Annotated in this window: 23 protein-coding genes; 9 read left to right on the top strand and 14 right to left on the bottom strand. The window is 65.1% G+C overall.

Going from position 1 to position 22,359, the window contains the following annotated elements; genetic code table 11:
* Nucleotides 1-134 precede the first annotated feature (134 nt).
* The 3 genes from surE to K5607_RS10190 are packed head-to-tail and all read left to right on the top strand — an operon-like array spanning nt 135 to nt 2,307.
* The gene (gene surE, locus K5607_RS10200) at nt 135-899 is read left to right on the top strand and encodes a 5'/3'-nucleotidase SurE (protein WP_221046958.1); all 765 of its coding nucleotides are present in this window, start codon (nt 135-137) and stop codon (nt 897-899) included.
* Nucleotides 896-1,555: a protein-L-isoaspartate(D-aspartate) O-methyltransferase gene (locus tag K5607_RS10195; protein ID WP_221046957.1), complete on the top strand. Its 660-nt coding sequence runs from the start codon at nt 896-898 to the stop codon at nt 1,553-1,555. The genes surE and K5607_RS10195 overlap by 4 nt, the downstream gene beginning before the upstream one ends.
* A gap of 17 nt (nt 1,556-1,572) precedes the next feature.
* Nucleotides 1,573-2,307, top strand: a complete 735-nt coding sequence (locus K5607_RS10190; protein WP_221046956.1) for an SAM hydrolase/SAM-dependent halogenase family protein — start codon at nt 1,573-1,575, stop codon at nt 2,305-2,307.
* Between the two features lie 62 nt (nt 2,308-2,369).
* Here K5607_RS10190 and K5607_RS10185 read toward each other — a convergent pair whose 3' ends face one another.
* From K5607_RS10185 to K5607_RS18250, 13 genes are all read right to left on the bottom strand, one after another.
* Nucleotides 2,370-2,774 carry a helix-turn-helix domain-containing protein gene (locus K5607_RS10185; RefSeq protein WP_221046955.1) on the bottom strand — a complete coding sequence of 135 codons (405 nt, stop codon included), beginning with the start codon at nt 2,772-2,774 and terminating at the stop codon, nt 2,370-2,372.
* A 300-nt stretch (nt 2,775-3,074) separates the two neighbouring features.
* On the bottom strand, nt 3,075-3,467 hold the full coding sequence (locus tag K5607_RS10180; protein ID WP_246598826.1) for a lysozyme inhibitor LprI family protein: 393 nt from the start codon (nt 3,465-3,467) through the stop codon (nt 3,075-3,077).
* Between the two features lie 25 nt (nt 3,468-3,492).
* Nucleotides 3,493-4,599 (bottom strand): alanine dehydrogenase, encoded by a 1,107-nt coding sequence (ald, locus tag K5607_RS10175; protein WP_221046954.1) that lies wholly within the window; start codon nt 4,597-4,599, stop codon nt 3,493-3,495.
* Nucleotides 4,600-4,881: 282 nt separating this feature from the next.
* The gene (locus K5607_RS10170) at nt 4,882-6,057 is read right to left on the bottom strand and encodes a phosphoglycerate dehydrogenase (protein ID WP_221046953.1); all 1,176 of its coding nucleotides are present in this window, start codon (nt 6,055-6,057) and stop codon (nt 4,882-4,884) included.
* A gap of 181 nt (nt 6,058-6,238) precedes the next feature.
* Complete coding sequence (locus K5607_RS10165) at nt 6,239-7,324, bottom strand: sulfate/molybdate ABC transporter ATP-binding protein (protein WP_221046952.1); 1,086 nt, start codon at nt 7,322-7,324, stop codon at nt 6,239-6,241.
* A 139-nt stretch (nt 7,325-7,463) separates the two neighbouring features.
* Nucleotides 7,464-8,333: a sulfate ABC transporter permease subunit CysW gene (gene cysW / locus K5607_RS10160; RefSeq protein WP_221046951.1), complete on the bottom strand. Its 870-nt coding sequence runs from the start codon at nt 8,331-8,333 to the stop codon at nt 7,464-7,466.
* Between the two features lie 137 nt (nt 8,334-8,470).
* A complete protein-coding gene (cysT, locus tag K5607_RS10155) occupies nt 8,471-9,322 on the bottom strand; it encodes a sulfate ABC transporter permease subunit CysT (RefSeq protein WP_221046950.1) in 852 nt (283 codons plus the stop codon).
* Between the two features lie 17 nt (nt 9,323-9,339).
* On the bottom strand, nt 9,340-11,241 hold the full coding sequence (locus K5607_RS10150) for a family 2A encapsulin nanocompartment cargo protein cysteine desulfurase (protein WP_221046949.1): 1,902 nt from the start codon (nt 11,239-11,241) through the stop codon (nt 9,340-9,342).
* Nucleotides 11,216-12,151 carry a family 2A encapsulin nanocompartment shell protein gene (locus K5607_RS10145; protein WP_221046948.1) on the bottom strand — a complete coding sequence of 312 codons (936 nt, stop codon included), beginning with the start codon at nt 12,149-12,151 and terminating at the stop codon, nt 11,216-11,218. Before K5607_RS10145 ends, K5607_RS10150 begins: the two co-directional genes overlap by 26 nt.
* 64 nt (nt 12,152-12,215) lie before the next feature.
* Nucleotides 12,216-13,205, bottom strand: a complete 990-nt coding sequence (gene epsC, locus K5607_RS10140) for a serine O-acetyltransferase EpsC (RefSeq protein ID WP_246598825.1) — start codon at nt 13,203-13,205, stop codon at nt 12,216-12,218.
* Nucleotides 13,190-13,723, bottom strand: coding sequence for a rhodanese-like domain-containing protein (locus K5607_RS10135; protein WP_082411587.1), 534 nt, complete (start codon nt 13,721-13,723; stop codon nt 13,190-13,192). Before K5607_RS10135 ends, epsC begins: the two co-directional genes overlap by 16 nt.
* A gap of 34 nt (nt 13,724-13,757) precedes the next feature.
* The gene (locus tag K5607_RS10130; RefSeq protein ID WP_054773896.1) at nt 13,758-14,603 is read right to left on the bottom strand and encodes an EAL domain-containing protein; all 846 of its coding nucleotides are present in this window, start codon (nt 14,601-14,603) and stop codon (nt 13,758-13,760) included.
* Nucleotides 14,604-14,614: 11 nt separating this feature from the next.
* Nucleotides 14,615-14,809: a YezD family protein gene (locus K5607_RS18250; RefSeq protein ID WP_054773897.1), complete on the bottom strand. Its 195-nt coding sequence runs from the start codon at nt 14,807-14,809 to the stop codon at nt 14,615-14,617.
* 374 nt (nt 14,810-15,183) lie between these two features.
* Here K5607_RS18250 and K5607_RS10120 point away from each other — a divergent pair, with 374 nt between their 5' ends.
* The 5 genes from K5607_RS10120 (at nt 15,184) to K5607_RS10100 (ending at nt 19,887) form a co-directional block, all read left to right on the top strand.
* The gene (locus K5607_RS10120; RefSeq protein ID WP_221046947.1) at nt 15,184-16,884 is read left to right on the top strand and encodes an OprO/OprP family phosphate-selective porin; all 1,701 of its coding nucleotides are present in this window, start codon (nt 15,184-15,186) and stop codon (nt 16,882-16,884) included.
* 60 nt (nt 16,885-16,944) lie between these two features.
* Complete coding sequence (locus tag K5607_RS10115) at nt 16,945-17,925, top strand: sulfate ABC transporter substrate-binding protein (protein ID WP_343222987.1); 981 nt, start codon at nt 16,945-16,947, stop codon at nt 17,923-17,925.
* 302 nt (nt 17,926-18,227) lie between these two features.
* Nucleotides 18,228-18,938: a sensor histidine kinase gene (locus K5607_RS10110; RefSeq protein WP_054773899.1), complete on the top strand. Its 711-nt coding sequence runs from the start codon at nt 18,228-18,230 to the stop codon at nt 18,936-18,938.
* Nucleotides 18,939-19,051: 113 nt separating this feature from the next.
* Nucleotides 19,052-19,471, top strand: a complete 420-nt coding sequence (locus K5607_RS10105; RefSeq protein WP_221046946.1) for a YeeE/YedE family protein — start codon at nt 19,052-19,054, stop codon at nt 19,469-19,471.
* On the top strand, nt 19,468-19,887 hold the full coding sequence (locus K5607_RS10100) for a DUF6691 family protein (RefSeq protein WP_246598824.1): 420 nt from the start codon (nt 19,468-19,470) through the stop codon (nt 19,885-19,887). The genes K5607_RS10105 and K5607_RS10100 overlap by 4 nt, the downstream gene beginning before the upstream one ends.
* A gap of 102 nt (nt 19,888-19,989) precedes the next feature.
* Here K5607_RS10100 and K5607_RS10095 read toward each other — a convergent pair whose 3' ends face one another.
* On the bottom strand, nt 19,990-20,769 hold the full coding sequence (locus K5607_RS10095) for a PhzF family phenazine biosynthesis protein (protein ID WP_221046945.1): 780 nt from the start codon (nt 20,767-20,769) through the stop codon (nt 19,990-19,992).
* 119 nt (nt 20,770-20,888) lie between these two features.
* On the opposite strand from K5607_RS10095, the gene chrA reads away from it, so the two are divergent.
* Nucleotides 20,889-22,223, top strand: a complete 1,335-nt coding sequence (chrA, locus tag K5607_RS10090) for a chromate efflux transporter (protein WP_221046944.1) — start codon at nt 20,889-20,891, stop codon at nt 22,221-22,223.
* Nucleotides 22,224-22,359 lie beyond the last annotated feature (136 nt).

Genomic DNA, 22,359 nt, shown 5'->3' with positions numbered 1-22,359 from the left:
GATTTTAGCAGAGTTGACGGCGGCATCCGTTCGTAAGGTCTTGTTCGATTAAGGGTTTGGATGCTTTTGGCCTGATATTCGCCGGGCGTATCGTGTAAAATCCGGCAACGTTCAGCGCGTACTGCCCCGCATTCATGCACATTTTACTTAGCAACGACGACGGTTATGCCGCAGACGGCCTCAGCAGCCTGGCGGCCGCTTTGCGCCAAGCGGCCCAGGTGACCGTCGTGGCGCCCGAGCGCAACCGCAGCGGCGCCAGCAATTCCTTGACGCTGGATCGCCCGCTGCGCGCCTCGCGGGCGTCCAATGGCTTCATCAAGGTGGACGGGACGCCGACCGATTGCGTGCATCTGGCCATCACCGGCTTGCTGGATCAGGAGCCGGACATGGTGTTCGCCGGCATCAACCACGGCGCCAATATGGGCGACGACGTGCTGTATTCCGGCACGGTGGCGGCGGCCACCGAAGGGCGCTTCCTGGGGTATCCCGCCATCGCCATATCCCTCGCCACGGTGACGCAGGACGGCAAGCACCATTTCGACACGGCCGCGGCGGTGGCTTTGCAGCTGCTCACGCGCATCCAGCGGCAGCCCTTGACGGGCGACCTGATTCTCAACGTCAACGTCCCGGACGTTCCTCTGGCCGATGTGCGCGGTTATCAAGCCACCCGCTTGGGCCAGCGCCATAAGGCGGAGCCGGTCATCAAATCGCATGACCCGCGCGGCAACAATATTTATTGGGTCGGACCCGCCGGTCCCGAGGCGGACGCCGGCCCCGGCACCGATTTTTACGCGGTGCGCAACAACTACGTATCGGTGACGCCCTTGCAAATCGATCTTACCCGCCACGAAGGTTTGCAATCCTTGGGGCAATGGCTGCAAGGAAACATGACGCAATGACGCAAAGCCTGGAAGGCATCGGCATGACCTCGCGGCGCACCCGCTTGCGCCTGTTGGAGCGTTTGCGCGAGCAGGGGGTCGCCAACGAGGCGGTGTTGGAGGTGATACTGCATACTCCCCGCCACCTGTTCGTGGAGACCGGTTTCGCCGAGCGCGCATACGAAGACACGGCGCTGCCCATCGGCCAGGGCCAGACCATTTCGCAGCCCTACACCGTGGCGCGCATGACCGAGCTGTTGCTGGAAAACCGCCGGCCGGCCAACGTGCTGGAAGTCGGCACCGGCTGCGGCTACCAGACCGCCGTGCTGGCCAGCTTGGTGAAAAAGGTCTACACGGTGGAGCGCATCCTGCCCTTGCAGCAGCGCGCCAAGGATTTGCTGTGGAGCCTCAAATTCCGCAACATCCGCTTCAAGCACAGCGACGGCGGCTGGGGCTGGCCGGAATTCGCCCCCTACGACGGCATCCTGGTGACCGCCGCGCCGACGGAAGTGCCGGAAGCGCTGCTGGCGCAACTGGCGCCCGGCGGCGTCATGATCGTGCCGGTGGGCGTCGGCCGCCAGCAGTACCTGCAGCGCATCGTGCGCACCGACAATAACTTCACCGCCGAAATCATCGAGCCGGCCACCTTCGTTCCGCTGCTGCCGGGCGTGGGTTAGGCCCCGCGCCGGCCGCCGTGATTTTCCTGTTCACCGACTACGGCTGCCAAGGCCCTTACCTGGGCCAGCTGGAGGCGGCGCTGCGCCTGGAGGCGCCCGGCGCGGACGTCATCAACTTGCTCAGCGACGCCCCCGTCGCCGATCCGCTCCACGCGTCCTACCTGCTGGCGGCCTTGAGTCGGCAATTGCCGCCGCGCGGCGTTTTCCTTGGCGTGGTGGACCCCGGCGTCGGCGGAGACAGGCTGCCCGTGGTGTTGCAAGCGGACGGGCGCTGGTTCGTCGGGCCGGACAACGGCTTGCTCAACACGGTGGCGGTGCAGGCCGAGCAGGTGCGCTGGTGGCGCATCGACTGGCGGCCGGCGCGGCTGTCCGCCAGCTTCCATGGTCGCGACCTGTTTGCCCCGGTCGCGGCTCGCCTTGCCAAGGGGACGGCCGACGTGGATTTGACGGAATATGGCGGGCCGGACCTGTCGCGCTGGCCGACGGACCTCGCCGCTGTGGTTTATATCGACCATTACGGCAACGCCATCACCGGGTGGCGCCACGGGCCGGAGTCGGACGGGAAGAGCTTGCTGGCGGCGGGCCGCCGCATTCCCCAAGCGGATACCTTCTGCCGGGTGGCGGAGGGCGAGGCGTTCTGGTACCGCAATTCCTGCGGCTTGGTGGAAATCGCCGTCAATCGTGGCAGGGCGGCGGAGGTTTTGGGACTGCAAATCGGCGCGGAATTCCGCTTCTCGGATCCAGGCGCCTAGCGCTTCGAAAGGCGGCCGCGCATCTGTCGGCGGCCGCCGCGTTTGAACGGTTCCGCCAACGCCTAGCGCAACGGAAACGGCACGATCGCTCCGCTTCCTTGGCGGCCTTCGGCGGCACTGCCGGGCCCGCGCTGCGCGACGGCCGGGCCGGCTTCGCCTTCGCTCAGCAGGCTGACGCAGGACACCTGAAAAATGCGCGCGATTTTCCACAGTTCGCCGATGGCGGGTTCGCGGCTCGCCGTCTCGATGTGCCGGAGCGCCGCAGGCTCAACCTCGGCCAGCCGCGCCAACCGCTCCAGGGACAAGTCGTTTTCCTCGCGCAAGCGGCGCACGTTGCGGCCGATGGTGGCGGCGAGCGTCTCGTTGCAGGCCGGTCGGTCGGCGTTCAGGGCCGGCGCGGACTGTCCGGTCAAAGGGACGGCCGGTTCGGACCGGGCCGCCATTTGGCGCAAGCTTCGTGTAGTCATCGGTTGGTTCCTTTTCCAGTGGATTAGCGCCGGCCGCACGCGTTGGCGTTAACGATCGCGGCGTTGCCATCGGCGGCTCTCGCCAAGGCCTTTCCTTTACGGCCGCGACACGCCGTCTCCGGCGAAATTATTCAAGCAGGTGGCGTGCCAATATCCGGCGGCCGGCGGCTATCGCGGGCTACTCCTGTTGCGGCGGCGCCCGGTTGTGGGCCGCGCAGCAGCGTTTGCTGAGGTGCTGTCCGCAGGGCAACAGATGCGCGGCTGTGGCAGGGCTTGAGCCGCATGGGGCCGCCGGCACGCTCAGTCCTTGAGGCGTTCCAGCTCTTTGGCGCGGCCGGCGGTGGCCGATAGGAAGCAGTCGCTGGCGTTCACCGTCGCGATGGCTCCTCCGGCCGGATCGGCGTAGAAGCCGCAGTTGGCGTCGCGGTATTGGAGCCAGGCCCGTTGCGCTTCCTGCAACTGCTGCTTGCGCGCGGGCGGCAGCGTCGCCATGAGCGCCTGGTAGGCTTTGTTGAGGCGGGCGTCCTGCAGCTTTGTTTCTGCGCCGATGCAGTCGAGCATGGCGCTGGTGATGCCGGCGGCTTTGTCCATGCACTCGGAAAACGGCGCGACCGATTCCGCTTCAACGGCCGCCGCCATGGCGAGGGAACAACACAGAACGGCGCCGGAGATGGCCGGTTTGTAAAGCGTCACGCCGTCGCCGCCGTTTCCATCGGTCCTAAAGGTCCGAATAAGCCCGATAGCGCTCCATCAGTCCCAGCGCTTCGGCCACCGGCTTGTAGGTGATCCAACCCTGGCAGGCGTTCAGCGCCTTGCCGAACCCCTCGTCGCCTTTCATCGCCTGCAAGCCGCGGCTGGCCAGGCGCAGGGCGTAGGGCAGCACCGCCTCGGTGAGGGCCAGGGTGGAGGTCCTGGGGTAGGCGCCCGGCATGTTGGTGACGCAGTAGTGGGTGACGCCGTGGAGTTGGTAGGTGGGGTGGGAGTGGGAGGTGGGGCGCGAGGTGGCGATGCAGCCGCCTTGGTCGATGCTGACGTCCACCACCACCGAGCCGGGAGCCAGGGTTTTGACCATGGCCTCGGTCACCACGAAATCCGCCCTGGCGCCGTGGCGCAGGACCGCGCCGATGACCAGGTCGGCCTCTTTGACGTGCGCGGCGACGGCTTCCGGGGTGGAGAGGAAAAATTCCAGATCCTTGCCGGTCTTGCCGCGCAGCGTTTCCCCTTTGGCGGGGTCCAGGCCCGCCACCGCCACCTGGGCGCCCAGGCCGTAGGCGCTCTGGGCGGCGTGCTGGGCGACGGTGCCGTCGCCGACGATCAGCACCCGGCCGTGCCGTACGCCCAGCACCTCACCCAGCTGCACGCCCTTGCCGCCCTGGGTGCGCGCCAAATAATACGCGCCGATCGACGCCGCCATATTGCCGGCGATGGCGCTCATGGGCGCCAGCAACAGCAGGCGGCCGGCGCTGTCTTCCAAGGTTTCGTAGGCGATGGCGGTGGTGCCCTGCCGCAACAGGACTTCGGTGAGGGTGCGGGTGACGCCGGCCAGGTGCAGGTAGGTGAACAGCATTTGCCCCTGGAGGTAGCCGTATTCGCTTTCCAGCGGTTCCTTGACCTTGAGCACCAATTCGTTGTCCCAGGCCGCGGCGGCGTCGCCCAGCCGTGCTCCGGCGTCCAGGTATTCCTGGTCGGCAAAGCCCGAGCCCGATCCGGCGCCGCTTTCGATGCAAACCGTGTGTCCCGCTTCCGCGAAGCGGCGGGCGCCGGCCGGCGTCATGGCGACGCGGCCTTCCTGGTCCTTGATTTCTTTCGGTACGCCGATCTTCATGGAACGCCCTCCTGGGGAATGCCGAAAATCTTGGTCCGGGGGCGCTCTGCGGCCCCCGGTTGCCGGTTCCCTCACCCAAGGGCGAGGGAGGTGCGAGGTGCGCCGTGCGCACCCCTTAAGGACACTCCGAACAAGTCCTTCCCGGACTTGTCAGAGATCGCTTTCGGAAAACGCGATTTTCCGAAAGCTGACCCGATCAACGGCTTAGCGCCATTGATCGGGGCGACACATCCCTGTGTCGCAGGAAGCGCTGATTTAATCAGCGCTTCCTAAGAAGTTTACTCAGGTCACGCGGGCCGACAATACGCCTTCGATGGCGCGGATGCGTTCCAGCGTTTCGGCCGGGACGGGGGACTCCAGGTCGATGAGGGTGTAGGCGTAGTCGCCGCGCGACTTGTTCAACAGGTCGATGATGTTGAGGTTGGCCTCGGCCAGGGCGACGGTGATCTGGCCCACCATGTTCGGCACGTTGCGGTTGGCGATGCCCAGCCGCACGCTTTCGCCGCGCGGCAGGATCACGTCGGGGAAATTGACCGAGTGGCGGATGTTGCCGTTTTCCAGGAAGTCGCGCACCTGTTCCGCCACCATGACGGAGCAGTTTTCCTCGGCTTCCTCGGTGGATGCGCCGATGTGGGGCAGGGCGATGGCGCGCGGCTGGCCGGCCAGGGCGTTGCTGGGGAAATCGCAAATATAGGTGTGCAAATGGCCGGACTCCAAGGCGGCGCATACGTCGGCCTCGTTGACCACGCCGGCGCGGGAGAAGTTCAGCAGGGTAGCGCCCTTTTTCATCAAGGCCAGGCGCGCGGCGTTGATGGTGTCGCGGGTGTGGTTGTTGAGGGGGATGTGCAGGGTGAGGATGTCGGCGCGGGATACCAGATCGTCGACGCTGGCGGCGCGGGCGGCGGAGGAGGACAGCTGCCAGGCGGCTTCCACGGTCATGGAGGGGTCGAAGCCGACCACTTTCATGCCCAGGGCGGCGGCGGCGTTGGCCACCTTCACGCCGATGGCGCCCAGGCCCAGCACGCCCAGGGTTTTGCCGGCCAATTCGAAGCCGACGAAGCGTTTTTTGCCTTTTTCCACCTGGTGGTGGATGGATTCGTCGTCGCCTTCCAGGCCGCGGGCGAAGTCCCAGCCGGCGCAGATGTTGCGGGCCGCCAGCAGCATGCCGCCGATGGCCAGTTCCGCCACGGCGTTGGAGTTGGCGCCCGGCGCGTTGAAGACCGGGATGCCGAGGTCGGAGTATTCGGCCACGGGGATGTTGTTGACGCCGGCGCCGGCGCGGCCGACGGCTTTGACGGTGGGCGGAATGGCGACGCCGTGCAGGTCGAAGGAGCGCAACAGGATGGCATCGGGATCGGCGCAGTCGGAACTGACGTGGAATTGGTCGCTGGGCAGCTTTTTCAGGCCGGCTTGGGAGATGTTGTTGTAGGTCAGTATCTTGAACGTTGCGTTAGCCATGTTTCCGCTCGAATTCGTTTAAAAATCATCAGGTAGTCCGCGCCCGGGAGGGCGCGGCGTTGCAAATGCCGCTGCGCCGGCCGCCGTCGGGCCGCCGAAACGCCGGCCCGACGGCGGCTATTGTACGTGGCCGGCGCGGTTGCTAGCCAACTGTTGTCGACAAGCCGCGGAATCGCCGCCCTCAGGCGGCGCCGGCGGCGGCCGGCTCGGCGTTTTGCAAAAACACCCGCAGATGGCGCGGCTGCACGAATATCCGTTCGCCGTTGCGCAATTCCAGCTCGCGGAAGCGTTCGCGGGTCAGCTGGGCTTCGATGGCTTCGCCGTCGCTGGTGTCCAGCTCCAACCGCACGATGGGTCCCACCGCCTGGATGTGGCTCACCACCGCCGGGATCATGGGCGTGCCGTTGGCGTGGCGGACGATGTCGATGTCCTGCGGGCGGACATAGGCGACAGCGGGAGCGTGTTCGGCGTCGGCGTGTTCCGGCGCTTCCACCCGGTAATCGCCCAAATGCGCCCAGCCGGCGTGCACCCGGCTGTGGAACAGGTTGACGTTGCCGAGGAACTGGTAAACGAAGGGCGAGGCCGGCTCGTTATAGACCTCGTCCGGCGTGCCCACCTGTTCGATCAAGCCGCCGTTCATCACCACCACCCGGTCCGCGACTTCCAGGGCTTCCTCCTGGTCGTGGGTGACGAACACGCTGGTGATGCCCATGTCGTCGTGCAGGCGCCGCAGCCAGCGGCGCAGCTCTTTGCGCACCTGGGCGTCCAGGGCGCCGAAGGGCTCGTCCAGCAGCAGCACGCGGGGTTCCACCGCCAGGGCGCGGGCCAGGGCGATGCGCTGGCGTTGGCCGCCGGACAGCTGGGACGGATAGCGGTCCGCCAGCCAATCCAGCTGCACCAGGCCCAGCAGTTCGTGCACCTTGCGCTGGATTTCCGCCTCCGGCGGGCGCTGGCTGCGGGGGCGCACCCGCAGGCCGAAGGCGACGTTCTCGAACACCGTCATGTGGCGGAACAGGGCGTAGTGCTGGAACACGAAGCCCACCTGGCGCTCGCCCACTTGCCTAGCCGTGGCGTCCTCGCCGTCGAACAGGATGGAGCCGCCGTCGGGCGACTCCAGCCCGGCGATGATACGCAGCAGGGTGGTTTTGCCGCAGCCGGACGGCCCCAGCAAGGCCAGCAGTTCGCCGTTGTTGACCGTCAGGTCCAGTCCCTTGATGGCGTTGAAGGCGCCGAATGATTTGACCACGTTGCGGATTTCGATGCTCATGGCAGGCTCTCGTTGTTTATAAGTCGGTTATCGTTCCCACGCTCGGCGTGGAAGTGCAGCCCCGGACGCTGCGCGTCCTGAATACGGGACGCAGAGCGTCCCCGGAGGCGTTCCCACGCACAGCGTGGGAACGATAGGGTTAGGACGGCCGTTGCAAATGCCCTTCCACCAGCGTTTTCAACACCAGCGTCACCAAGGCCAGCAAGGCCAGCAGGGACGCCACGGCGAAAGCGGCGGCGAAGTTGTATTCGTTGTAGAGGATCTCCACGTGCAGCGGGATGGTGTTGGTCAGTCCCCGGATGTGGCCGGACACCACCGACACGGCGCCGAATTCGCCCATGGCGCGGGCGTTGCTGAGGATCACGCCGTACAGCAGGCCCCACTTCACGTTGGGCAGGGTCACCCGCCAGAAGGTCTGCCAGCCCGACGCGCCCAGCACCAGAGCCGCTTCCTCCTCCTCGTTGCCCTGGGCCTGCATCAGCGGGATCAGCTCCCGCGCGACGAAGGGGAAGGTGACGAACAGGGTCGCCAGCACGATGCCGGGCACGGCGAAGACGATCTTGATGTCGTGCTCGTCCAGCCAGGGGCCGAACCAGCCCTGCATGCCGAACAGCAGCACGTAGATCAGCCCGGCGATCACCGGCGACACGGAGAACGGCAGGTCGATGAGGGTCAGCAGCAGGCTTTTGCCGCGAAAGTCGAACTTGGCGATGGCCCAGGCGGCGGCGACGCCGAACACCAGATTCAGCGGCACGCTGACGGCGGCCACCAGCAGGGTCAGCTTGACCGAGGCCCAGGCGGTGGGCTCGGCCAGGGCGTCCCAATAGGCTCCCAGGCCTTTGGACAAGCCCTGGGCGAACACCGCCAGCAGGGGCAACAGCAGGAAAACGGTTAAAAAAAACAGCGCCAAGCCGGTCAGCGCCCAGCGCACCGCGACCGGTTCGGTCACGGCGTGCTGGGATGTGGCGGCCTGGCGCAAAGGGAGCGCCGAGGTGAGGCTATGGGACATCGGTTTCTCCAAGTTTCTCCCGGGTTAGCGGGAGGGGTAGAGTGATTGGGTTGTGGGCGGAGACGGTGCGCAATGCGCACCCTGCGCCGGTTCGAATTCGTTGGGTGGTAGGGTGCGCACCGCGCACCGTACCCCGTTCATTCCGTCATGCCGTAGCGCCGCCGGCTCCACCACTGCCACACATTGATGAGCAGCAGCAGCACGAAGGACACCAGCAGCATGGACACGGCGATGGCGGTGGCCCCCGCGTAGTCGTACTGCTCCAGCTTGGTGATGATGAGCAGCGGCGTGATTTCCGACACCAGCGGAATGTTGCCGGCGATGAAGATCACCGAGCCGTATTCCCCCACGGCGCGGGCGAAGGCCAGGGCGAAGCCGGTCAACAGCGCCGGCGACACCGCCGGCAGGATCACCTTGGCGAAGGTCTGCACACGGTTGGCCCCTAGGCTGGCGGCGGCTTCCTCCACCTCCAGCTCCAGGTCCTCCAGTACCGGCTGCACCGTGCGGATGACGAAGGGCAGGCCGATGAAGGTCAGCGCCACGAACACCCCCAGCGGCGTGTAAGCCACCTTGATGCCCAAGGGCGCCAGCAGGCCGCCGATCCAGCCGTTGCCGGAATAGACGGCGGCCAGGGCGATGCCGGCCACCGCCGTGGGCAGGGCGAAGGGCAGGTCCACCAGTGCGTCCACCACCCGCTTGCCGGGAAAGCGGTAGCGCGCCAGCACCCAAGCCACCAGCAGGCCGAACACGGCATTGACTGTGGCGGCCGCCAGCGACGCGCCGAAGGTGAGGCGGTAGGACGCCACCACCCGCGGCGAGGTGACGGTGCTCCAGAACTGCGCCCAGGTCAGCGCCGCCGTCTTGAGGAAAGCGGCCGACAGCGGGATCAACACGATCAGCGCCAGGTAGAGCAGGGTGAAGCCCAGGGTGATGCCGAAGCCCGGCAGCACCGAGTGGCGCTTGAGTACGAACGTGGCCGATGCGGACATGCCTTTGTCTCCGTGGTTCAGTTAAGGCTGCTGCGCTGCCCGCGCGCCAGCCGATGCAAGGTCGCCACCAAGAGGTCCACCTCCTCGCAGGTGTTGTAGAAAGCCAGCGACGGCCGCACCGTGGCTTCCAAGCCGAAACGGCGCAGGATGGGCTGGGCGCAGTGGTGGCCGGAACGCACGGCGATGCCTTCCCGGTTCAGCGCCGCGCCCACTTCCTCGGTGCGGTAACCGGCCAGCACGAAGGACAGCACGCTGGCCTTGTCCCGGGCCGTGCCGATTAGGCGCAGGCCCGGCACCGTTTGCAGGCCGTGGGTGGCGTACCGCAGCAGGTCGTGCTCGTAGCGCCCGGCGGCGTCGAAACCGATGCGTTCCAGGTAGTCGATGGCCGCGCCCAGCCCCACCGCGTCGGCGATGTTGCCGGTGCCGGCCTCGAAGCGCGCCGGCGCGCCCTGGTAAGTGGTTTTCTCGAAAGTCACGTCGGCGATCATGTTGCCGCCGCCCTGCCAGGGCGGCAGGGATTCCAGCAGCTCCAGCTTGCCGTACAGCGCGCCGATGCCGGTGGGGGCGAACACCTTGTGGCCGGAGAACACGTAGAAGTCCGCGTCCAGCGCCTGCACGTTCACCCGGAAGTGCGACACCGCCTGGGCGCCGTCCACCAGCACCCGTGCGCCGACGCCGTGGGCCAGGGCGACGATTTCCCGCACCGGCGTCACCGTGCCCAGGGCGTTGGACACCTGGGTGAGGGCCACCAGCTTGGTGCGGGGATTCAGCAGCTTGGCGTATTCCTCCAATAGAATTTGGCCGGAATCGTCCACCGGGATCACGCGGATTTTCGCCCCCGTGGCGGCGGCCAGCTGCTGCCAGGGCACGATGTTGGCGTGGTGTTCCAGCAAGGAGACGACGATCTCGTCGCCCTCGCCGATGTGCTGCCGGCCGTAGGTGTTGGCCACCAGGTTGATGGCCTCTGTCGCCCCGCGCACGAACACGATCTCCTGGGCCGACTTGGCCCCGAGGAAGCGCGCCACGGTGTCGCGCGCCCCTTCGTAGGCGTCGGTGGCCCGCGCCGCCAACTCGTGGGCGGCGCGGTGGATGTTGGAGTTTTCGTGGGCGTAGAAGTAGGCCAGCCGGTCGATCACCGCCTGGGGCTTCTGCGTGGTGGCGGCATTGTCGAACCACACCAGCGGCTTGCCGTTGACCCGTTCGGCCAGGATGGGAAAGTCCCGCCGCACCGCCTGCACGTCGAAAGCAACCCGTGCCACCGGTTGGCCGGCCGCATCGGGGGCTTTTTCCAGGGACGGCGCGTTCTGTTCCAGGAAATAGAACTGGCCGGCCGCCGGGGCGGAGGGTTTGGCCGGGGCGGGCGCGTCGACGAACAGCGTGTCCAACACCCGCTCCAGCTCGCCGCTGCCCGGCAACTCGAACGGCTGCGGCGTCACGCGGTTTTCCGTCCCGCCGGCATCCGGCAGGGCGGACGGAACGGCATCCGTTTGGCCTTCGCCCAGGAAATAATAGGCCTGCGCTGCCGCCGATGTCGGGTGACGCGGAGAACCGCTAACCCAACCAACGGGGTCTTCGTGTGCAGGCGACAAAGCCTCCAGCGGCAGCGCCGGGGCGAAGCCCGCCGGCAGTTCCGGCGCGACGGAGCGCCCGAATTGCGGCGACACGCCGGCCGGTGCCGCCGGCGCGCCGGCGGTCAACGAACCGGGCTCGACGGCCGGCGTCAATTGCGCCGACGGGCCGCCCAGTTGCAAATCCGGCTGGCTGGCCCGCGCCGGCGGCACCGCCACCAGCGCTTCGCTGCCCGGCAGGGCCTGGAAGAAGGCGTTTGCCAACTGCGCCAGGGAGGCCACGTCCGGAAAGTCCGGCGGCGCGGCGCCCAGGGCGTCCAGCGGGTTATTTGTAAGTGTCTGGATAGTCATGATATTTGCCGATTTCCACGTCTTCGAGCACCGCCAGCGCGTCTTCCGTCAGTACCGCCAGGGAGCAGTACAGCGAAATCAGGTAGGAAGCGATGGCGTTGCGGCTGATGCCCATGAAGCGCACCGACAGCCCCGGACTCTGCTCGCCCGCCAGTCCCGGTTGGTACAGGCCGATCACGCCCTGGCGTTTTTCGCCGACGCGCAGCAGCAGGATTTTGGTTTTGCCTTCCTCGTCGATGGGCAGCTTGTCCGACGGAATCAGCGGGATGCCGCGCCAGGTGAGGAACTGCGAACCGAACAGGCTGACTGTGGGTGGCGGCACGCCGCGGCGGGTGCATTCGCGGCCGAAAGCGGCGATGGCCAGCGGGTGGGCCAGGAAAAAGCCCGGTTCTTTCCACACCTTGGTGATCAGCTCGTCCAGGTCGTCCGGGGTGGGCGCGCCGGTAAGGGTGGATATGCGCTGGGTTTCGTCCACGTTGGCCAGCAGGCCGTATTCCGGGTTGTTGATCAGCTCGTTTTCCTGCCGCTCCTTGATGGTCTCGATGGTCAGGCGCAGCTGTTCGCGGATCTGGTCGTGGGGGCTGCTGTATAGGTCGGACACGCGGGTGTGCACGTCCAGCACGGTGCTGACCGCGTTGAGGAAATACTCGCGCGGCTGTTCCTCGTAATCGACGAAGGTCTGCGGCAGCTCCGACTCGTCGCGCTTGGCGCAGGCCACGCGCACGTCGCGGGGGTTCTTCACCCGGTTGAGGCGGAAGATGCCGGCTTCCACCGGCGACCACTGCAGTAAGTGCACCAGCCAGCGCGGGCTGATGGTGGAAAGCTGCGGGACGGTCTTGGTGGCGTTGGCGAGTTGGCGGGCGGCGTTGTCGCTTAAGGCGAGCTGCGCGTCCTGAATGGCTTCTGCCATGGGATAGCTCCTGATTGTGTGGTTGCTGTCTATGGTTGTTGGGGGTTACTGGACAATCCTGTTTTTACTTCGCCACCTCCCTGAACGATTCGTTCTGCGCGTTCGCTTGGGTGATCGTGCTGCCCGGCGGCACGCTGCGGGTGAGCCAGACGTTGCCGCCGATGGTGGAGCCCTTGCCGATGGTGATGCGGCCCAGCACCGTGGCGCCGGCGTAAATCACCACGTCGTCCTCGACGATGGGATGGCGCGGCAGGCCTTTTTCCAGCAGGCCCGACGCCCCGACCGGAAAGCGTTTGGCTCCCAGGGTCACGGCTTGGTAAAGCCGCACCCGCTCGCCGATCACCGCCGTTTCGCCGATCACCACGCCGGTGCCGTGATCGATGAAAAAGCCGCCGCCGATGGAGGCGCCCGGATGGATGTCGATGCCCGTATCGGAATGGGCGATTTCCGCGATCAGCCGCGCCAGCAGCGGCAGGCCGGCGCCATACAGCTGGTGGGCCAGGCGGTGGTGGATGATCGCCATGATGCCGGGGTAGCAGAGCAGCACTTCGTCCACGCTGCGCGCCGCCGGATCGCCCTGATAGGCGGCCATGACGTCGGTGTCCAACAGCGCGCGCAGGCGCGGCAGGGCGGCGGCGAATTCCTGCACGATGCCCACGGCCGAGGCGTCCAGGTCTATGTCGCTAGCGCCGCTGTGCCTGGCGGTGTAGCGCAGCTCCAGCCGGGCCTGGGCCAGCAGGGCGTTCAGCGCCGTGTCCAGGGTATGGCCGACGTAAAAATCCTCGCTTTCCTCGCGCAAATCGGCCGGCCCGAGACGCATGGGGAACAGCGCGCCGCAGAGGGCGTCGAGTATGCCGCGCAGCACGTCCCGCGACGGCAGCTCGCGCCCGCCCAGCTCCCGGTCGCGGCCGCAGCCGGCGCGCCATTGGCTGCGCGCTTGGCGCAGTTCGGCGACGATGCGTTCCAGTTGCCAGTTGTGGACCGGGGCGCTCTGGGATTGCGGCAGCCATTTGTTGCGCACGGCCATGCTCCGGGTGCTCAATCCTGTATCCACGGCAGTCCCCTCAAGCGCCAGCCGCCGTTGTCGCCGCGCTGTTGCTGGTTGTCGATATCGCCCTCGAAGCCTTCCAGCACGTTGAAGACGTTGCCGAAGCCCGCCGCGCTGGCGGCTTCCGCCGCCGCCGCCGAGCGCTTGCCGCTGCGGCACAGCAGCAGGATCACCGTGTCCTTCGTCACCACCTTTTCCAAATCGCGCAGGAAGCGCGGGTTGCGGATCATGGCCGTGCCGGTCATCCAGGCGACGTGCTTGCTGTCCGGCACCCGGCCGACGAACTTGCGCTCCTCGGCGGTGCGCACGTCCACCAGCACGGCGGCGCCGGCCTGGAACAGCACCCAGGCTTCGGTGGGATGCAGGCCGCCGGCGTATTTCAAGCCTTCGGCGACGGCGCGCTGGCGGGCTTGGTCCAGCAAAGCCGACGGCGGCGTGGCGAGCACGACTTGCAGGCTGCGGTGGTCGCCTTGGGCGATATCGGCCGATTCATCGACGGCCAGGGCTGGGGCGAGTGCGGACATGGGCGTTACCTCCGGGTTAAGGGCTGTGTTTGGGTTAGGCCGCGTCTCGCGCCCTGCGCTTGACCGGTTGGCCGAAATAATCGCCTTCCAGTAAATAGGCTTTGAGCGATCTGGCGGTTTCCAGGTCCTGTTCGGTTTCGATGCCGTTCTGGATCGTCAGGCCGCCGGCCAAGCGGGCGATGGACACCAGCTTGCGCGTCAGTTCCAGTTGCAGGGCCGAGGCCGCCTGTCCGTTGCGGTCGGTCAAAAACGGCCGCTGCAGCTTGACGAAATCGGGCGACAAGCGCGTCACCAATACGGTGGACTGCTTGATTTGCTCGGGGTGGGTCTGGCTTAGCCTCACCGCCAACTGGTAACCGCGGCTGCGGTAGTTGTTCAGCCCTTGCACCAGCGCCAGCTGATAGCTGTTGCTCAAGTGCTCGAACGGCACGCTGATCACCACCTGTTTCGGCGTTAGGCCGCAGCGGCCCAGCACTTCCTCGAAATAGGCGCCGTGGTTTTGCTTGATGCTCAACACGTGGCGGGGATTCACCTCGACGCTGAGGAAACCGTCGTTCCAGGCGTAGGGCAGGTAGTTGAGCATGTGCACCGTCCGGCACAGCCGATCCATATTGACGACGGAGACGCCTTCGGCGTCGCCGAACACGTCCATCGCGGCCTGCGGGCTGCCTCCTTCCACATAGGCGTGCAGCACCGCCTCGTGGCCTTGCACGATGAGCGGGCTTTCCGCCAGGCGGATGGGCTTCAGCGTGCTGGTGAGGCGCAGTTCTCCCACGCGTCCTTCCACTTTGCCGCGCACGACGCGCAGGGGCGCCTCGTGAATGCCGCGCTCCAGTTGAAAGCGCTTGTTGAACAGGGCGACCAATAAATCCAAATGCATGACTCTCTCCTTTAGCGCAGCGCCGGCGGCTGATCCAGGCGCAGTTTTTCCCGGCGTTCGATCTGGACGATGCGTCCATCGTGGATGGTCACTTCCACCGCGCCGTAGCGAATGCCTTCCAAGGCTTCCAATACGCGCAATTCGTTGTTCGATAGGGCGTTGTAGCTGTTGGCCGCCTTGTCGATTCTGTGACTGTTACCGCTCATGTCGCCTTACCTCTGTTGATTAGGCGGAGGCGTTTTCCGTCCTCCCGTCCTTTCGCTTGGGCACCATGGTAGGGAGTTTTTGTATAACCACAAAGAACATAAAACTATCTAGATATCGCCAAAAGAAATAACGTCGGTCGTGCCTGCATATGCAAAAAATGCATATGCAAATTTCTTTATATTTCTTTGCGATCTGTTGGTTGCGGATTAGAGTGTGCGCCACGTTGGCAGCGGACTGGGGCGGAACGCGTTCCGCACCGCTAGTCCCGACCCACCGGATAACCGGAGCGAGTCTGTTTAACCCAAATAAGAGCATCGGCCGAACTGACCGGACCACCGGAAGTTCTCCACCAGTAATTGAAGGGGATACTTCCATGCGTAGAAAAAAGCAAAATTTGAAATTGGCGGCGGCTGTTCCTGGCCTGCTGGCGGCGTTCGCGCTGCCGGCTCACGGCAAAAGCGATCCGCGCGACGCATTGCTGGAGAGACTGGAGAAGCGCGTGCACGAACTGGAGCAAAAACTGGCCGCCCAGCCGGCTGCGGCGAAAGACGCGAAGCAGGGCGGGGGCGCTTTGACCAGCGCCAGCGGAGACAAGCAGGCGTTGGACGATCTGGGCCGCAAAGTGCGTGTGCTGGAACGCAAGTTCGAAGTGGAAAAGGAGGTGGCGACGGATAACGCCAAAAAATCCCCGAAATTCGAAATGGGATCGGACGGTTTACGCTTTACGTCGGCCGAGGGCGATCACACGGTGCGTTTGCGCGGTTCTTTGCAGGGTGACGCCAAGGTCTTCATGGACGACAACGCGAGAAACGCGCCTTCTGGCAGCAACTCCGCGCGCGGCAACAACATCGCTGACCGGTTCGAGCTGAGGCAGGCGCGCCTTTGGTTGGAGGGCACGCTGTGGAAGGACATCGACTTCAAAATCATGCAGGAATTCGGGGGCAGCACCTCCAGCCTGTTCGACGCATACATAGACGCCAACTACCTGCCTTATGCGGCGCTGAGCGTCGGTAAACAAAAGACGCCGCTCAGCCTTGAGCGTTTGCAAGGCGACGCCGACGGTAACTTCCTGGAGCGGGCGTATCCCACTTATCTGGCGAGCAACCGCGAAGTGGGCGTGATGCTGCACGGTTCGTTCGCCAAACCCGGCTATGAGTTGGAAAAGCGTAGCGGGCCGGTGGACTTCAAGAATTTCGTCAGTTACCAATTGGGTGTGTTCAACGGCAGCGGCGACAATACCAGTCCCGCCAACGTGACGACGGATACCAAGGACGACAAGGAGTTCGTGGGCCGTATCTTCGCCCATCCGTTCCAGCATTCCGGCGTGGATATCCTGGACGGCTTGGGAGTCGGTATCGCAGGCAGTTGGGAGCAGCCGATGAATCGTGCGGTAGCCTCGGGCACCACGGCAACGGCGGCGTCATTGGTGAGCCCGATCGGGCAGAACGCCTTCCTCAACTACGCGAACCAAGGGGCTCGCGCCAACTCGGGCACCAGCACCATCACCGCCAACGGCGATCACTATCGCCTTTATCCGCAGGCGTATTGGTACTACGGGCCTTACGGCTTGTTGGGCGAATATGTGGATTCGTCGCAAAAGCTGTTGGCGTCCAATGGCGCCGCCACCGCCGCCACGACGGTCAAGAAGACCATCCAGCAGGATAACCACGCTTGGCAAATACAGGCTTCCTACGTCTTGACCGGTGAGGACAACACATTCCAAAGCGTCAAGCCGCGGGCGCCTTTCGATCCTTCCGCCGGGAACTGGGGCGCTTTCCAGGTGGTGGGGCGTTTGAGCGGATTGACCGTGGATAAGGCCAGTTTTTCCAATTTGGGCTCGACCAACTCGCAGTTCTACCTGCTCGACCCGACCAAATCCATACAGAAAGCGAATTCCTTCGCGGTGGGCCTCAACTGGTTCCTCAACAAGAACGTTCGCATCATGACCGATTTCGAGCGCACCTCCTTCACCGGCGGTGGCGGCACGGGCGCTGGCACGGCCGCCAGTCCTTACCGAGTCACGGATCGTCCCAGCGAAAACGTCTGGGGTACCCGTTTCCAGTTGGTGTTCTAAGTCGATTTCAATCAAAGGAGATAAAGCGTGAATCTTAAGAAAAGGCCCTTGGGGCGACACATCGCGGCGCTGGTTATTGGCGTGTTGGGGGGCGGTGCGGCCGTTGCCGACGTGGCTTTGCTCAACGTGTCCTACGATCCGACCCGCGAGCTGTACCAGCAATACAATGCCGCTTTCGCTAAGCATTGGAAGGAAAAGACGGGTGAAACCGTCACCGTGCAACAGTCTCACGGCGGTGGCGGCAAGCAAGCGCGGGCGGTGATCGACGGCTTGAATGCCGACGTAGTTACCTTGGCGCTGGCTTACGATGTGGACCAGTTATATCAGAAAGCCAAACTGATCCCGGAGGATTGGCAGTCCAAGTTCCCCAACAACAGCGCGCCTTACACCTCCACCATGGTGTTTGTGGTGCGCAAGGGCAATCCGAAGGGAATCAAGGACTGGGACGATCTGGTGAAGGACGGCGTGGCCAACGTGCAGCCCAATCCCAAATCGTCCGGCGGCGCGCGCTGGAACTATCTGGCCGCCTGGGCCTTTGCGCAGAAGAAGTTCGGCGCCAACGAAGCGGCGATCAAGGACTTCGTCGCCAAGATCTACAAAAACGCGGCGGTGCTGGATACGGGAGCGCGCGGTTCTACCACGACCTTCGTGGAGCGGGATATCGGCGATGTGCTGGTGACCTGGGAAAACGAGGCCTTTCTGGTGCTCAAGGAGTTCGGCGCCGACAAGTTCGAGATCGTAGTGCCGTCCTTGAGCATACTGGCCGAGCCGCCGGTGGCGGTGGTTGACGACGTGGTGCGCAAGCACGGCACGGCGGAAGTGGCCAAGGCCTACCTGGATTACCTGTACAGCAAGGAAGGCCAGGAAATCGCCGCGAAAAATTTCTACCGTCCCCGCGACCCGGAAATCGCCGCTAAGTACGCCAAACAGTTCCCCAAGCTCGAACTGGTGACTATCGAAGCCTTCGGCGGTTGGAACAAGGCCCAGAAAACGCATTTCCTGGATGGCGGCGTGTTCGATCAGATCTTCGGTGGAAAGTAACGGATAGGGATGAGCTAAGGCCATTTTTTCGAGTTAGGCCCGCTGAATCCGCTGGAGAGGGATAAGGATCGCGGCAGGATGCCGAGCCAGGGATGGCCCCATTCAACGACTACACCCGCCGGCCGCCGCGGCCATCGCCGGCGCGACGGCTCGGGTGAGTTCAAGGAACTGACGGAAAGGGAGAAGCGCGCATGTCACAACCGCGAACCGATAAGGCGCGCGTCGCCGCCGGCGGTGTTCCCGCCGGTGCGAAGCCCGCGGGGAATGACGCGCTTGCCCGTTGCTACGAGTGCCAAAATCGCATGCTTTTCATGGTTTCCCACGATTTGAAAACCCCGCTCAACGTCATCCTGGGCGTGGCGGAAGCGTTGCAGGATACCCTGCGCGCCCAAGCGGACCTGAAGGATCGGGACGAGGTCGCCGAGGGGTTGGACACCATCGTGGCGATGGGCGGGGACATGGCGCGGCTGATCGACGGTTTGCTGTCTTCGGCGCGCATCGAGTCGGGCAAGGAGCGGCTGGAGTTTACCGAGGTGACCGATTTGGCCGGCATCCTGGGGACGATTACCGGCGTTTTTCAGCGAGAGGCCCGGCGGCGCCGTATCGACTTGCGGTTGCGCTTGGCGGCGCCTTTGCCCACGGTGCACTGGGACATTTGCCGTATTCAATACCACGTGCTCAACAATATTTTATCCAACGCCTTGAAATACACCCCCGACGGCGGAACGGTGGAGCTGCGCGCGCAGGGGGACCAGGAGCGCGTCGTTATCGAAATCGCGGACAACGGCCCGGGCATCCCCCGGGAGGAAAGGGCAAAAGTCTTCCACCGCTTCGAACGGCTCGGGGTGCAGGCGGAAAGGGCCTACCAAAGCTCGGGACTGGGTTTGTACAACGCCAATCTGCTGGCGCGGCAGCACGGCGGCGCGATTCGTATCGGCGACGGCCTGGACGGACGGGGCGTGACTTTTTCGGTGGAATTGCCCGTTGTTGCAGAAGCTGCCGCAGGGGATTAGTGTTCCTAAGAGTTAGCGCATGCTAATATGCGGCGGCTCGACCCGGCCGGCACCGCATCCGCAAGCCGCGCCGGCTGTCGATAGTCCTGAACCGCAACGCCTTGGGGGCACCAATGTCTGGAGAATTTGTCGCTGCGCTCGCCGGAGGCGCATTGATCGGCATCGCGGCCGCCGCGCTGTTGTATGTCAACGGCCGCATCGCCGGCATCAGCAACATCTGCGCCGGCTTGTTTCCGCCGGTCCACGGCGGCCGGGGCTGGCGCGTGGCGTTCATCGCCGGTTTGCTGGCCGGCGGGTTGGCGCTTTCGCTGCTGTATCCCGCCGCCTTTCCGGCGGCGTCGTCCGCGTCGCCGTTGAAGTTGGCCGTGGCCGGCCTGCTGGTGGGGCTGGGCGCGCGCCTCGCCAACGGCTGCACCAGCGGCCACGGCATTTGCGGCTTGGCGCGGCTGTCCAAGCGCTCGCTGGCGGCGACGGCGGTATTCATGAGCAGCGGCATGGCGACGGTGTTCTTCACCCATGGAGGCAACCCATGAGGAAGCAGTTGCCTTTGCTGGCCAGTTTCGTCTGCGGCTTGCTGTTCGCCGCCGGCCTGGGCATCGCCGGCATGACGCGGCCGGATAAGGTGATCGGCTTTTTGGACGTCGCCGGCGCTTGGGATCCGACCCTGGCGTTCGTCATGGGCGGCGCCCTGGCCGTCGCTTTGCCGGCTTTCGCCTGGATACGGCGGCAGTCCCATCCGCTGCTGGCGCGGGAGTTCGCCTTGCCGCAAAAACACGGCCTGGAAATCCGGCTGGTGCTGGGCGCCGCCTTGTTCGGCGCCGGTTGGGGCTTGGCGGGGTATTGCCCCGGTCCCGCCATCGTGTCGCTGGCGACTTTGCAAAACGGCGTGGTCGTTTTCGTCGCCGCCATGCTGGCGGGGCTGGTGCTGGGGACGCGGCTGCATCGTTGACCGCCGGCGCTTACTTACGCCTTGCACGGTAGGGCGGAACGCCCGGCGGTTCCGCCGCACGGTTTCGAATCGGCGGCGCGGCCAGCGCGCGCCGCCCCATCCTTACAAGAACAACTCGCCTTGCAGGTATTTCACCGTATGCCCGGCAATGCGCACGCCGCTGTCCGACAGGTCGCAATAGACTTCGCCGCCGCGCGGCGAGAGGTGGCGGGCGAAAAGCTCGGTTTTGCCCAAACGTTCGGCCCAATAGGGCGCCAGCAGGCAATGGGCGGAGCCGGTCACTGGGTCTTCGGCGATCCCCATTTTCGGGGCGAACACCCGGCAGACGTAGTCCGAGTTTCGGCCCGGCGCCGTGGCGATGACCAGGGCGGCGTCCAACTGCTCCAGCAGGCGCTGGTTCGGCCGTAGGGCGCTTACCGCCGTTTCGTCGTCGAATACCGCCATCAGGTGATCCGCTTCCAGCACGCGGCCGGGGGCTAGTCCCAAGGCGGCGGCTAGCGCGGCGGTTTCGCCGTGGGGCCGGACTTCCCGCCGGGGAAAGTCCATGGTGATGCGTTGGCCGTCTTGCCGCACCGTCAGCGGGCCGGAGCGGCTGTCGAACACGATTTCGCCGCTTTCCACCGCCAGTTCGCGGTAGAGGACGTGGGCCGCCGCCAGCGTCGCGTGGCCGCACAAATCGATCTCCGTGGTCGGCGTGAACCAGCGCAAACGGTAACGGCCGGCCCCGCCGACGAAAAACGCCGTTTCCGACAGATTGTTCTCCGCCGCCACGGCTTGCAGCAGCGCGTCGTCCGGCCATTCCCGCAGCGGGCAAACGGCCGCGGGATTGCCTTGCAACACTTGCTTGGTGAACGCATCGATTTGGTAGAGGGGAATACGCATGGGGGGTCGTTTGCGGTGGCGTGACAGTCGTTTAGTATCGGCTTCTCCGCCGGCGCGAACAAGCCGGACGATTGGCCCATGCCCGCCCGCCGCTTGCAACTCTAGGAGGAAATTCAACCATGTCGCAACCTTCCGATTCCGCACCGGCGCCGGTGTCCCGAACCCAGGCGTTCTTGTATTGGCTCAAGCTGGGGTGCGTGAGCTTCGGCGGGCCGGCCGGGCAGATCGCCATCATGCACCAGGATTTGGTGGAGCGCAGGCGCTGGCTGTCGGAGCGGCGCTTTCTGCACGCCCTCAATTACTGCATGTTGCTGCCGGGGCCGGAGGCGCAGCAGCTCGCCACTTACATCGGTTGGCTGATGCACCGCAGCTGGGGTGGGATCGTCGCCGGGGCGCTGTTCGTGTTGCCTTCCTTCGTGTTGCTGGTGCTGCTCAGTTGGGTCTATCTCCGCTTCCACGATCTGCCGGTTGTGGCCGGCGTGTTTTACGGCATCAAGCCGGCGGTGACGGCCATCGTGCTGTTCGCCGCTTACCGCATCGGCTCGCGGGCGCTGAAGAACGTGTGGCTTTGGTTGCTGGCGGCGGCGGCGTTCCTGGCGATTTTCCTGCTGCATTGGCCGTTTCCCGCCATCGTGCTGGCCGCCGCCCTCATCGGCTCGGTGGGCGGGCATTTCAAGCCGGCGGTGTTCGCCATGAAAGCCGGCCACGCCGCCGGTCGCCATGGGGCGGGGCCGGCCTTGATCGACGACGACACGCCGACGCCGGAGCACGCCCGTTTCCGTTGGCAGCGCTTGCTGGGCCTGTCGGCCGTCGGCCTGTTGCTGTGGATCGGCCCTTTGGCGTGGCTATGGCTGGACCAGGGTAGGGAAGGGGTATTGCTGCAAATGGGCTGGTTCTTTTCCAAGGCGGCGCTGCTGACGTTCGGCGGCGCTTATGCGGTGTTGCCTTATGTGTTTCAAGGGGCGGTGGAGCATTTCCAGTGGCTTAGCGCGGCGCAGATGATGGACGGCCTGGCCCTGGGCGAAACCACGCCGGGCCCGCTCATCATGATCGTCACCTTCGTCGGTTTCCTCGGCGGCTGGAACGGCGCGGACCAGGCATTCGCGGCGGGACTTGCGGCGGCGGGCGTGGCGACCTATTTCACTTTCTTGCCCAGTTTCCTCTTCATCCTGGCCGGCGGGCCGCTGGTGGAATCCACCCACGGCAACCTCAAGTTCACCGCGCCGCTGACCGGTATCACCGCCGCCGTGGTGGGGGTGATCCTCAACCTGGCGCTGTTTTTCGCCTATCACGTGTTGTGGCCGCAGGGCTGGGACGGCGCTTTCGATTTCCGCGCCGCGCTGCTGGCGCTGGCGGCGTTGTTGGCGTTGATACGCTTCAAGGCCGGCATCATTCCGGTGATTGCCGCCTGCGGCGCGGTCGGAATTTTGCTGGGAGCGGTTGGCGGTTGGTAGTCTCTTCGGACCATTTCTCATCGGGAGAGGACTCGGGTCAATGCCGTTAGTTAGCCTTCGCCTTCCAGCTCCTTCTCCCTCAGGGAGAAGGTTGGGATGAGGGGAATTAAACCGCTATGACCGTTAAATCCCCTCA

It is taken from the genome of Methylogaea oryzae (genome assembly GCF_019669985.1).
Taxonomy (GTDB): domain Bacteria; phylum Pseudomonadota; class Gammaproteobacteria; order Methylococcales; family Methylococcaceae; genus Methylogaea; species Methylogaea oryzae.
Note: the sequence above shows the minus strand (reverse complement) of the source record. Positions and strands in the feature narration are given on the sequence as shown.